13 protein-coding genes and 1 pseudogene are annotated in these 11,135 nt (G+C 56.4%); 8 read left to right on the top strand and 6 right to left on the bottom strand.

Going from position 1 to position 11,135, the window contains the following annotated elements; genetic code table 11:
• The 6 genes from GA0061102_RS31795 to GA0061102_RS31770 form a co-directional block, all read left to right on the top strand.
• A partial coding sequence (locus tag GA0061102_RS31795; RefSeq protein WP_208858713.1) for a transposase occupies positions 1–261 on the top strand: 261 nt, incomplete at its 5' end.
• Positions 262–946: 685 nt separating this feature from the next.
• Positions 947–1,342 carry a DUF1236 domain-containing protein gene (locus GA0061102_RS31790; protein ID WP_092856592.1) on the top strand — a complete coding sequence of 132 codons (396 nt, stop codon included), beginning with the start codon at positions 947–949 and terminating at the stop codon, positions 1,340–1,342.
• 157 nt (positions 1,343–1,499) lie between these two features.
• Positions 1,500–1,874 carry a hypothetical protein gene (locus GA0061102_RS31785; protein WP_245298207.1) on the top strand — a complete coding sequence of 125 codons (375 nt, stop codon included), beginning with the start codon at positions 1,500–1,502 and terminating at the stop codon, positions 1,872–1,874.
• Between the two features lie 149 nt (positions 1,875–2,023).
• Positions 2,024–2,566 carry a BON domain-containing protein gene (locus tag GA0061102_RS31780; protein ID WP_092856589.1) on the top strand — a complete coding sequence of 181 codons (543 nt, stop codon included), beginning with the start codon at positions 2,024–2,026 and terminating at the stop codon, positions 2,564–2,566.
• Positions 2,567–2,696: 130 nt separating this feature from the next.
• Positions 2,697–3,422: an MgtC/SapB family protein gene (locus GA0061102_RS31775; protein WP_092856586.1), complete on the top strand. Its 726-nt coding sequence runs from the start codon at positions 2,697–2,699 to the stop codon at positions 3,420–3,422.
• Positions 3,423–3,655: 233 nt separating this feature from the next.
• Positions 3,656–4,027: a COG4315 family predicted lipoprotein gene (locus GA0061102_RS31770; protein ID WP_092856583.1), complete on the top strand. Its 372-nt coding sequence runs from the start codon at positions 3,656–3,658 to the stop codon at positions 4,025–4,027.
• Between the two features lie 308 nt (positions 4,028–4,335).
• Here GA0061102_RS31770 and GA0061102_RS31765 read toward each other — a convergent pair whose 3' ends face one another.
• From GA0061102_RS31765 to GA0061102_RS31745, 5 genes are all read right to left on the bottom strand, one after another.
• On the bottom strand, positions 4,336–5,382 hold the full coding sequence (locus GA0061102_RS31765) for a glutathione synthase (protein WP_092856580.1): 1,047 nt from the start codon (positions 5,380–5,382) through the stop codon (positions 4,336–4,338).
• Positions 5,383–7,278: a flavohemoglobin expression-modulating QEGLA motif protein gene (locus GA0061102_RS31760; RefSeq protein WP_092856577.1), complete on the bottom strand. Its 1,896-nt coding sequence runs from the start codon at positions 7,276–7,278 to the stop codon at positions 5,383–5,385.
• Positions 7,275–8,093 (bottom strand): N-formylglutamate amidohydrolase, encoded by an 819-nt coding sequence (locus GA0061102_RS31755; protein WP_092856574.1) that lies wholly within the window; start codon positions 8,091–8,093, stop codon positions 7,275–7,277. The genes GA0061102_RS31760 and GA0061102_RS31755 overlap by 4 nt, the downstream gene beginning before the upstream one ends.
• A gap of 763 nt (positions 8,094–8,856) precedes the next feature.
• Positions 8,857–9,315 carry a VOC family protein gene (locus GA0061102_RS31750; RefSeq protein WP_092856571.1) on the bottom strand — a complete coding sequence of 153 codons (459 nt, stop codon included), beginning with the start codon at positions 9,313–9,315 and terminating at the stop codon, positions 8,857–8,859.
• A gap of 208 nt (positions 9,316–9,523) precedes the next feature.
• Positions 9,524–9,760, bottom strand: a complete 237-nt coding sequence (locus GA0061102_RS31745) for a hypothetical protein (RefSeq protein WP_092856568.1) — start codon at positions 9,758–9,760, stop codon at positions 9,524–9,526.
• Positions 9,761–9,969: 209 nt separating this feature from the next.
• On the opposite strand from GA0061102_RS31745, the pseudogene GA0061102_RS31740 reads away from it, so the two are divergent.
• Positions 9,970–10,288 (top strand): annotated as a pseudogene (locus GA0061102_RS31740) (NAD(P)(+) transhydrogenase (Re/Si-specific) subunit beta); the annotation flags it as partial.
• 199 nt (positions 10,289–10,487) lie between these two features.
• Here the strand turns inward: GA0061102_RS31740 and GA0061102_RS31735 are convergent.
• Positions 10,488–10,703, bottom strand: a complete 216-nt coding sequence (locus tag GA0061102_RS31735; protein WP_092856566.1) for a hypothetical protein — start codon at positions 10,701–10,703, stop codon at positions 10,488–10,490.
• 169 nt (positions 10,704–10,872) lie between these two features.
• Between GA0061102_RS31735 and GA0061102_RS31730 the strand changes: the two genes are divergently transcribed.
• The coding region (locus tag GA0061102_RS31730) for a transposase (protein ID WP_092853936.1) at positions 10,873–11,135 on the top strand (263 nt) is incomplete at its 3' end.

The following is an 11,135-nucleotide window of genomic DNA, read 5'->3' as shown; positions in this document are numbered from 1 at the left end:
GCCTACATGACCTTTCCCAAAGAGCACCGGGCGAAGTTGCACTCGACGAATCCAATCGAACGTCTCAACGGCGAGATCAAACGCCGCACCGAGGTTGTCGGTATCTTTCCGAACGATGAAGCCATCATCCGTCTCGTCGGCGCACTGCTCATGGAGGCGAACGACGAGTGGACCGTCCAGCGAGGGAGATACCTGACCCTTGAGACCATGGCTCAAATGAGCGATGATCCCCAAATCAGCTTGCCTGCTGTGGCGCGCTGATAATCGCTCCGACCTGGGGCGGAAAGCACGGCAAGCAGCCGGTAGCTACACCACCTACATGGACACGATCGTAAAGGCGGTATTCACCCGATTTTAGCTTCCGGATCATGTTAGCTTCTCCTTTGCTAGAGACATAACCCCAAGGAGCCGTTCCGGTTCCGAGCGAGCGGGTAGCCCGGAGTTGTCCCGTTATCGATTGAAGGCCCTTGTCAGCCGCAGCGGCATTGAGATCAGGCAACCGCGCCTGTCAAGGCTTTCCAAAGTGCTATAGCGTTGATGCGGTGAATATGAGTGGCATAGTCGGATCGAGGCTCGGCGGTGGGCATGGTGTCACGCCTGTATCACCTCAGTTGCTTGCGTCATAGTCAGCCGACCATCAGCCGCGTGCGATAGCTGAACCTTCTCCGAGACCGAAATTGTCTACCGAGGTGTGGCCATGAGAAACACTGGCGTCGTCGCGTTCGCATATGGAGGTCCAAGTCGTCAGGTGCAGATCTTCGAAGGAGCAGCACTCTAGGCTAATGCCCTACTGCCGCAATGGAACGAACAAAGCGATCAGCGCTGTGTTCCCGAGTTACGGCTTCAGTCGGAACAGCATGCGACTGAAGCCCAATGCGGGGAACCCTTCGCAACATCAGCGATTGTTCAGGGGTCTCTTAGGTGCCGAAAACGAAAGGAGAATGCTATGAAAACGAAAGCTATCGTTACAGCGGCTGCTGCCTTGGGCCTTCTCGCTGGCCCTGCCTTCGCCCAGTCCTCGACCGTTACCGGTGCTGCCGGCGGCGCAGTGACAGGTGCAGTCGTTGGTGGCCCCGTCGGGGCTGCCGTCGGCGGCGTAGCGGGCGCCATTGTTGGGTCTGCAATTGATCCCCCGCACACGGTCGTCACCTATGTCCAGGAACAGCCAATTCCGTCGGATGAGGTTGTCGTCAAGGAGAGTGTTGTCGTCGGCAGGCCCTTGCCGCGCACCGTGGTGATTACACCTGTGCCGGGCCATCCGACCTATGCCTATGCCATGGTCAATCATGAGCGCATCATCGTGCAGCCGAAGACCCGCAAGGTCGTAAAGATCCTTGACTAATTCTGCGACAACGACCCGCGGCGACCTCATCGACAACTCCTCAAGTCGCCGTGGGTAGGCCCACCCGGTCGCCTTATCGAGAAGAATCCGTAACCCTCCGCTTGCTTTTGCTGTCTGTACGCTAAATTAGTCTCTATCCCATCTAAAGGAGGTCACCGTGATCAAGCCTTTGGTTTTAATATGTCTTGCGTTGATGCCGACCACCGCTTTCGCGCAATCTGCCGATCTCGAAGCAACCTGCAAGACCGTGGCGAAGGACTTCTTACTGTCGGATGGTTTGACGTTCGGCGCCATCCAATCCTTTCCGGAACTCAAGCCGCCGGGCGTGCGCATGGCTTATTCCACTCGCAAAGGGACATCATCTGCCGAGATGAGCGACACGTTCGAATGTGAATTCGATAAGCCGGACAAGCCACATAACCTCGCCAGATTCTGTGTGTCGAACATATGCTACACGCCTACCGACAGCGACGTCGACCACAAACGACGATTCGAAGAGTTGCGCATTCTTTTACAACGGGCAGAGAAATAGCCACATGTATTGCGTGCCGATGGGCTTGCCTCCAATCCGCAAACCTTGTGGGTGCGCGAGATGCCTTGGCGAGTACCTGATCATCGACAGAGAGATAGGAACATTTGGTGTTGCTGAAGGTTCTCCCTAATCAAGCATGGGAGAAAACGATGACCGAGATCAAGAACAGCAAGGAGGCCAAAGGCTCTCCGGATCACGGCCATATCCGCACCCTTCAGGCACTCGATCAGGCAGCCGGCGGTTCCGGGCAGGTTGTGCCTGAGCGGGCTGAGGATGCTTCGTCAGCGGGGATCAGGCCGGAGCACGGCACCGACGATGCGCGCTGTGAAGATTCAGCCGAGTGCGACCTGCAACGCAAGCAGATGGCCGAGGAAGTCTTTTTCAGGATTTCCAACGTCCCGAGGTCGGAGGACATCGACGAAAGTGCAAAGCCGGGCGGCGAGTCCGCGGGCGATTTTGCACCAAAGCAGGAGCGGACGGACGCGGAAATTCGGCTGGAAATCGAAGGCAAGCTGAAAACTGACCAGCTGCTTCGCGAGGCGAGCATATTCGTGACAGTCAGTCGCGGACGCGTCGTGATCGAGGGCTCCGTCGAAAATCACGAAGCCAGGCAGCGTGCGGAAGCGATTTCACGACAAGCAAGCGGCATCACCGGCCATGACAGCAATCTTGCCGTCCGCAAATCGTCGTAGGAGGGGTGCAGCGACATGTGTATGTTGTTGCTCGTGATCTTCGGCTTGATGATTGCCTCCATCTTGGCGATTCTCGTCATCAAGCCGTTTACGGCGATATCTGCCATGAAACCAACGGGCGGAGGCCGCCATGCCAAGCACGATGATCGAGTTCATGCCCTTAAGCCCCACCTGGGTTGATATCGTCGTGCGCCTTGTGCTGGTCATTGCCGCGGGCGCGCTGATTGGCGTCAACCGCGAGGTCGGCCGACATGCCGCCGGATTCCGAACGACGATCCTGGTCGGGTTGGCGGCGTGCTTGACCATGATCCAGGCCAACCTGCTGCTTTCCACCATGGGCAAGACCCCGCAATCGTTCGTTTCGATGGACATCCTGCGCTTTCCACTCGGTGTGCTAACGGGCGTCGGCTTCATTGGCGGGGGCGCCATTCTCAAACGTGGCGATCTCGTCACGGGCGTCACGACCGCGGCTACGCTATGGATCATGACGGCGATCGGTCTTTGTATCGGCGGCGGACAATTGGTGGTCGGATCAACTGGCGCCATCGCGGCCTTCATTGTGCTGTCGCCCTTCAAATGGTTCGATGAACTGATACCGCATCAGCAGAAGGCGCGCATGGAGGTGGAACTCTTAGGCGTCGCCGAAATCGCAAAGGTCCAGGCAATGTTCGAGCCGCGCGGCTACGCCTTCCTCTTCATCGCAAAAGCGGCAGGTGAGGCGGGTGCCTCCATGAACGTGATCTATCAGGTGCGCTGGAAACATTCAGGCGCCGACGGTGGCGCGCTGGAGCTGCTTACCGCCGTTGAGGAGCGCTGCAAGGTCCTATCCTTCGAGATGGTGACGACGGCCACGTGACTGGCCGATGTTTGTTGTGGAACATTCCTGATTGGCGCTGATTAGAACCAGTTATACGTATTCGTTATGACGCGGATCTTTCATGCAATGTCATCGCTTTACGGATAGGACGGCGGTTGTCGTCGTGCCATTTGCCCGGCTACGTAGTGGAACCACTTTGCCGGCCGGACGTTTCTAAATGGTGATATCGGGCACTGCTGGCATTTCGTCGGCACCCCCGAATGGAGGAAAATATGAAAACGCTGCTGATCGCGATCGGCCTTGTGGCTGCAACAACTTTGCCGGCTCTGGCAGCCGAACCTGTCAAGATGGTCGACACTAAAATGGGCAAGGTCATGGCCACGGAAAAGGGCATGACCCTTTACACTTTCGACAAGGATGCCCAGGGAAAATCAAACTGCGATAAGGCTTGCCTCAAGAAGTGGCCAGCCTTTCGTGCTGCCGACAAAGCCAAGGCAGAGGGGGAGTGGTCGTTGGTCAAGGATGCTGACGGCAAGCAGATGTGGGCTTATGGCGGCAAGCCGCTTTATACGTTTTCCGGAGATAAAAAGTCAGGCGATATGAACGGCGACGGCGTTGGCAACATGTGGCACGTGGCCAAGTAGGCGGATCGGCGTCGAGTTGCAGAGGGCGGTCCTCAGATCGTCCTCTGCTTTGCACTGCAAATTCCCCCAAAAGCCGCCTCGCACCCGCTGGAGCGAATTCCGTGATCGATGAATCGAATGGGAAATGACGACGCAGGCCGAGGCTGATTAAGCATCTGCTTGGCATTTGCACGGATCGTTCAAGGGGTTGAGTTTGGGCAGGTGGCAACCGCAACAACCGTTGTTACTTTCATGCCTTCAAACGCAATAGCGCCTGCCATGCCGCCTGCAACACCGTCAGCAATGTCGCGATCTCTCAGGTCGGCAGATTATAAGGTTGCCAGTACCCGGTTTGAAATCCGCCCGGCATAGTTTTTTCTCATCTCTACTTTCTGTTCCAGCGCGATGATGACATCGAGCGCCAGGTCGACGCCATGGAGTTCGGCAATCTCGGGCAGGCCGCCGGGCGTGAAGACGTTGATCTCGAGAATTTTGTCGCCGACGATGTCGAGGCCGACGAGGAACATGCCATCCTCGATGAGTTTCGGCCGCACCATTTCGGCGACCGCGAGGATCTTAGGCGTGATTTCGGCGACGGCGGCGGTGCCTGCCGCATGCATGTTGGAACGGACCTCGCCTTTTGCCGGCACACGCCGGAAGGCGGCATATGCGCCGTCACGTTGCAGCGGCCGACCATTCATGAGGAATAATCTTATATCCCCAGCCATCGCATCGGGAAGATAGGCTTGCGCGATCAGGTAACCTCCGCCGCTCACCGCCTCGAAGATCTGATTGAGGTTGCTCTCCTTGCTGGAGGCGATCTTAAAAACATTCTTGCCGCCTGATCCCTGCAGCGGCTTCAGGATGGTACCCCGTTTCTGCTCATCGACGAAGGTGCGGATTTCCTCGATGCTTTTCGATATCAGGGTGGTCGGTCGTACTGCCTCCGGAAAATCCTGAAAATAGAGTTTGTTCTGAGCGCGTACCAAACCGTCGGGATCGTTGACGGTGAGCACACCACGCTCGGCAGCAAGCCTTCCGAAAATCGCACCGGCATGCGCCGCCCACGGCCGCTCATCAGCATCTTCAGATGGGTCGTTACGTAAAAAGAGCACGTCGATCTCGCTGATAGCGATGGTCTGGGTTTTCGCCTGATCGCCCTGCAATGCACCGATGAAGATATCAGCCTTTTTAGGCTTTCCATTCTTTAGGGTGGTGATTCGGATCATAAGGCTGTCGTCAGGGCGAAGTACGAAGTCACCCGGCGTCAAGTAACAAACGTCATGGCCGCGAGCCATAGCGGCAAGCGCAAGCGCGGTCGTCGTATAATACTCGGTTTCGCCTTCGATGGAGTTCACAAAAAATGCTATCCGCATTCACGGCTCCTGTCGTTGGATCATGTCGAGAGGGCGCATGCCGCTTCTGGCCCGTTCCAGTCGCGCACGTCCCGCGTCAGTGTGAAGAAAGATAGGTTGGATCGCCGGCAAGCGGAGAAGTCCGCGCTCGGCAAGTTCCTGCATGACTGTGAAATGCGAGGCCGCAATTTTGCCCATCCAGAATGGCTCCAGAGCGCCGCCATTTTTAAGATGATCGAGCAAGGCGAGCAGACCGCGCAGATAAATCGCGTCCTTGGCAAGTCCACCGCCGCGATAGAGCCGCAAGACGACGTTGAAGGCCGCTGGTTCGGTGAAGTTGTTGTCGTCAACGAGCATGGAATAGGTTTCGGAAAATGTCGCTCCGTCGAGCATCGAGGCACATCCGACCACCCGACCTGCAATCAATTTGAGCCGCTCTGGCGTCATGCCACCGGAGAGGTATTCAGCGAAAACGGCCAAGCCCTCCTGCATACCCTCGTATCCCGAAAGGCCAGAGCGAAAGAGCCGAAGTCCTTGGGCCGAACCGTTGAAATAGGTCAACAGATGAACACCGATCTCATGCGACAGGAGGGGTTCGACGCGGCGTATATCCATCTGCGTGCTACGAGCGATCAGCAAACGATGTCCGGATACCATCAGGCCGGACGGCAAATCGTCGCGAAGCTCGACAGATGCCTCGAAGTCTTTCCCTTGCCGCTGATAGGCCGCGATCATAGCCCTGGCTCGCCGTTCCACTTGGAAACAGTCGGTGATCTTGTCTCCCAGGCCCGCGTCGTCATCGACATTTGGCTCGTTTTCGTTCAAGGTCGTCAGGATCGCCGTCGCCTCGCGCAGCAAGGGCCGGTCGACCGGCTCATAGAGTGCGCGGCCGAACTCGACAAATTTTGGGTTCTGTCGCGATGACAGGAGCGACAGTTGCAGATCGAGCTCCTGCTGCTTTTCGCGATAGAGTTGGTAGAGCACCGGATCTTCGAGATGTTCGAAGGAGATCGAGAAAAGTTTCCGCTTAACCGCCTCTACCTGCAATCCGAGCGGGCGATAGAGAAAGGCCGGCTGTGCCCGGTAGCCGCTGGCCTTGAAGGCTTCAAACGCCGCCTCCGAATTGATCGGCGTCACCGCTAGAAGAAAGTCGAACGTCGAAGCAATCTCATCGATGTTGCGGTCTATCCTGGAAACCGTGTCGATGAACGCCTTGCGTCCGAGCGCCCGGTGCGTGGTCAGCTTGAAGAGCTGATGCATGGCGATAAAGGAGGCGAAAGCCTGCAGGCCCGCATCGAAGAACATGGCCACAAGCTGTTCGCGAAGTTCCGGATAGATGTCTTCGGAGCCGGGTTGGCGGTACACCGGCGCGAACCTCACCGCAATGGCCGAGCAGCCAAGTTCGCGCGCGATCTGCTTATCGTCGCTCAAGGGTGCCGCCTCCGTTTTCTCCACCCGCGGTGTGCGGAACCGTGCTTCGCTGTCGCTGACGGCTGTCGAGAATGTGTCGGCTGCTGCGATCGCGTCAGCGCTCGACCAGATCGATACTTCGAATGGTGGCAGGAACGGCGCATCGTCGGTCAAAAACCTGTCTTGCGACAGTTCACCAATGTCGAGCAGGATGAAGGCGCCAAAGCGCTCTTCCAATGTACTTGCAACAGCATCGATTACCGTTATGGCCGTCGCCGCATCCGGTGCTGTCAGGTAGGAGGCATTGGCTTGGGCCACGTCCCGGGCCGTGGGTTCGGCGCCGTCCTCCGCGATATGGATGCATAGGAAGGGTAAGGGCCTGTCGATATGCAGACGACCGCCGCCAGGCAGATCGCGACGGATCGACTTACCTTCGCGGATACTGATCAGGATCTCGTCGAGCCAATCCGATTCGTCTTGCCGGCTGATCGCTCCTTCCTTGCTCATCGTCTAGACTCCAGTGCTTTCTCCAGCAAGGGAACGGTGGATGCGATGATGCCACGGAGCTTTTCGAGGACCTCGAGATCCGGTTCGCCTGTCCATTCATCCATGAAGAATTTCTTGAATTCGATTGCGATGGCGCAGCCGGTACGAGGGAAATGCTCATGAATGAAGCGGGTCTGCTCGCCCTTTCCCTGGAAGGCGATATTTTCCCGCACGTCGAGCCGGCAGCCGTCGATCTCGAAAGACCGGAAATGGCTTTTGAGGACATCGAGAACGTACGACCAGCGGGCACGGTCGATGGAGGATGTGCCGATATTGATATGCGGCGCTTTTGCCTGTGCCGTCGGTGCAGTCCCGGGTCCTGCTCGACGATGATTGTAGCTATGAATATCGAGAACCACGAACCGGCCATGCCAACGCTCGATACCTTTCAAGAAAGCCAGCAATACTTCGTAATAGTCGTCATGGGTTCGAAGAGACGTCTTGGCGTCATCAGACGAAAGCCCGTCCTTCCAGACCTTCAATCCCCAAGCCTGTTCCGGCGTGAAGTAGATCGCTCCATCGCGACTCCGGTTGATGTCGACTTCAAAACGGGATCGATGGAAAACGATCCGGTTCGGAACGTCGCGGCACATGAACCCCGTAAACGGGTCCTCCTCGCGAAGGCGCTCATTGGATGAAAGAGCATACAAGCCTTCCAGCTCCTTGCGAACGGCGTGCCCATCGTGGACCGCTGTCGCAACGATCGGTGAGGCGCCGCGCTCGATTGTCCAAAGGGCGTCCGAATGAACCGGAAGAATGGTCAATGACTGAGGCATGTCAATTTGTTAGCGCCTATCTGTGAGCCGCAGGCAAGGCTGAAAGCCCGTCAAGCTGCTGAAACATTCTTCATGCGTAGTCTAAACGCATAGGAGCAACAAAAGTTACGCGAGCCTCGACTGTCTCAGGATCCAATGGATGTCTTGGCGAGGCTTTCGTGGGTCCCGGAGGTCAAGAGGACGTGGAGCTTAACAAGCGAGCCCTTTGCGGTTTCCAAAGCTGGGTGCCGCAATTCTCGATTTGGGTGGAAAGGTTGATTTCGATGACCTAAAGCAGATCCTATTTAGTCCGGGCGATATCCATGGCGCTGGAGTAGTTGGTGCATTCGGTGGGCATGAACCCATGCAACACGGTGCCACCGCATCTCATAGAGTATTGGCATTATCATGAGTTGTGCCATGGCGCTAAAATCCATGAAAGGATGCGCACGACGCAAGCTCAAAGCCTTGTTGCGATTGCCATGTTCATCAGATCACTCCTTCGAAAAGCTATAACCAGTGAGGCCATGCTTTGCGGCGACCGCCGAAACTTATAATTAGTAGTGCGGGCATTAGCTCCATCTATGCGAAAGTTCGAGGTCGGGAATGGCGATCGATTTCATGCCTATCTGAAAAGTCAGATATTACTTGATAATATGCATCAGCCGATCACGCGGGAGCTGCCAGCACTGGATCAAATGTTTGCTGTGAAGCCTACGGTCCGTCATTGCACCCACCATGAGAAAATCCCATCCGTTGGTGCAGAATCGGAGGCAAGACGTGTTTAGAGGAAGCTCCTCTTCCGCAGTTCCTCCTTGGCATTTTTACTTTTCGCTCCGCTGGTCCCGAGTGCGTCAAGGACTGCTTGAGTTTTGGTGAACTGGATCTCCCGGTATTCGACGATCTCAATGTGGTTTCCCCAAGGATCAAGGAAATTGAACGGCCTGTCTTCAAGTAAGGTCGCTTCCGCGGCAACCGCAAGTGTGATCACCATGCTCCTATCGTCAACGACGAGGCCGAAGTGACGATCGGCGTCAGGGGCCTGAGATCTGCCCCGGCTCAACGCCAGAAACTGGTCGCCCATGTCGATAAACGCCATAGCCAGATTGCCCTGTTCGTCCTTATGGCTTCCGCGCAGCTCGAACGAAAAGACATTCCCGTAGAAGCGGAGGGCCTCGTCGACATCGTCCACTTCGAGCGCGATATGATTGAGACCAATTAGCTTCGGTTTTGCATGTGCCATCGTGTTTTCCTTTCGGCCGAACTCGTGGGTGGTTGTGAAGAGATGGATAATCGCACCCATTTCAGACAAGATAACCAAACAACGACACGCCGTTGGCAGAGGTAGTGGAAAATTGGTCAACGGCTGGCTTTCTGCGGTCGCGCCGATGGAAACGCGACGGGACAGCGAGCGTTTGCGGCCAACTCGCCCTTTTCCAATCGTCGTGCGTCTAATTTGTTCCCCGCCTTATTCGTCCGCAATCCGCGCTGGCGAGCATGAAGAGCTGGCGTTCGTCATGAATACCTTGCTGATACAGTTGGACTATGATTGCCGCCGCTCGCTCGGCTTCTTCGCTATTATTCGCAATATCCATTTCGACCAGGATGGCATCAAGGGCCTGCTGACAGATGCCGAGATCGTTTGAATCCAGATAAATATCCTGCCTGCTGAGAACCGAACGGATCATCGCTTTTCCTCCAACCTACGCGACAAGCCTGATGGAGAAGCGAGATAGCTTCGCCTCCCACTTAGGTTCCAATATAATACCAAAGCTACTGCCAATCCATCGCCTTAATGAATGCCGGCGGCGCCGTGCTCGGTCATTACGTGGCAAGCAGCGTGCAGATGACGGGAATGCCGCAGCGCTGCATTCCTTCGTCGGTCTTCATCGGGTTCAATGCCGATAGCGTCGTTATCATTCCGGGATACGGCATGGCGGTGGCGCAGCAGCCGGTCGCCGAACTCACGCACAAGCGGCGTGCTGCGGGCAAGGACGTGCGCTTCGCCATCCATCCGGTTGCCGGTCGCCTGCCGGGGCAGATGAATGTGCTTCTAGCCGGAGCAAAAAACGTCCGACGACATCGTGCTCGAAATGGACGAGATCAACGAGGACTCCCATCCAACGGACGTCGTCACCGTCATCAGCTCCATCGGCATCGTCAATCAGGCGGCCCAGGACGATCCGAATTCACCGATCGAAGGCATGTCGGTTCTGTAAATCTTGAAAGCCAAGCAAGTGTTCGTCTCGAAGCGCGGCCGGGGTGCCGGATACTCAAATCGACATGGTTGGATTCGAACGCGATCGTATCGTGGACGCCCCGAACGATGCAGTGCTCCATCGTTCCGCAGGATTGATCGTGGAAGAAGAGGCGATCGCGCCTTTGGCATTTTGAGATGGCGCCTTCAGACTCCCCCTATCGAGGCAGCATTTCTTTCGTCAGCTCATTGAAAGAGGGTGTTCGACGTTTTGCCTGCATGAGTAGATCGAGTTCGATCGCCGACGGGCCAAACCGTGCGAACAGGTCTTCGGCGATGCCGTCGTTGAGGCCGTACTTCTTCTGAAACTCCGCCAGCGAGTAAGGAGCACCCCTTACCGGGCGGCGCCGCTCGAAAGCCCATTGCGTTTCCATCTCCGAATCTCCTTCTTGTTGTGATCAAACAAATTTATGCGGCGGCGGAAAGTTCCATCGGGGTCAAAATACAACCGCAGGGCATGCGGAATTGGAGTGAACCCCTGGGGCTGGACCACGGGAAACGGAAAAACTGATACGCTCTGTGGGCCTCAATCGGAGAAGGCTCATGAAATCCCGAGGTCCATATCGGCGGCACTCGACGCCGTTCAAATTGCAGCTTTGTCAGGATATTCGAAGCGGTGTCATCGGACGGCGAGATGCGCAACGTACTTACGGCGTCTCGGCCAACCTCATTCAGTTGTGGCTGACCCAGTTCGATCGCGGCGAACTCAGCGATGAGGAAGCCGAAGCGAGCGTCATCGCCGAGTATGAGGCGCAGATCGCAGCACTTGAACGCAAGGTTGGCCAACTCACGATGGAACTGGACCT

The organism is Martinezella miluonensis, from assembly GCF_900094545.1.
GTDB classification, from domain to species: domain Bacteria; phylum Pseudomonadota; class Alphaproteobacteria; order Rhizobiales; family Rhizobiaceae; genus Rhizobium; species Rhizobium miluonense.
The sequence above is the reverse complement of the archived record's forward strand: the minus strand, read 5'-3'. Positions and strand labels throughout refer to the sequence as shown.

Excerpts from the sequence above, each read along its gene's own strand:
- GA0061102_RS31790 (WP_092856592.1), top strand. The coding sequence starts at position 947 with ATGAAAACGAAAGCTATCGTTACAGCGGCTGCTGCCTTGGGCCTTCTC.
- GA0061102_RS31780 (WP_092856589.1), top strand. The coding sequence starts at position 2,024 with ATGACCGAGATCAAGAACAGCAAGGAGGCCAAAGGCTCTCCGGATCAC.
- GA0061102_RS31775 (WP_092856586.1), top strand. The coding sequence starts at position 2,697 with ATGCCAAGCACGATGATCGAGTTCATGCCCTTAAGCCCCACCTGGGTT.
- GA0061102_RS31770 (WP_092856583.1), top strand. The coding sequence starts at position 3,656 with ATGAAAACGCTGCTGATCGCGATCGGCCTTGTGGCTGCAACAACTTTG.
- GA0061102_RS31765 (WP_092856580.1), bottom strand. The coding sequence starts at position 5,382 with ATGCGGATAGCATTTTTTGTGAACTCCATCGAAGGCGAAACCGAGTAT.
- GA0061102_RS31760 (WP_092856577.1), bottom strand. The coding sequence starts at position 7,278 with ATGAGCAAGGAAGGAGCGATCAGCCGGCAAGACGAATCGGATTGGCTC.
- GA0061102_RS31755 (WP_092856574.1), bottom strand. The coding sequence starts at position 8,093 with ATGCCTCAGTCATTGACCATTCTTCCGGTTCATTCGGACGCCCTTTGG.
- GA0061102_RS31750 (WP_092856571.1), bottom strand. The coding sequence starts at position 9,315 with ATGGCACATGCAAAACCGAAGCTAATTGGTCTCAATCATATCGCGCTC.
- GA0061102_RS31745 (WP_092856568.1), bottom strand. The coding sequence starts at position 9,760 with ATGATCCGTTCGGTTCTCAGCAGGCAGGATATTTATCTGGATTCAAAC.
- GA0061102_RS31735 (WP_092856566.1), bottom strand. The coding sequence starts at position 10,703 with ATGGAAACGCAATGGGCTTTCGAGCGGCGCCGCCCGGTAAGGGGTGCT.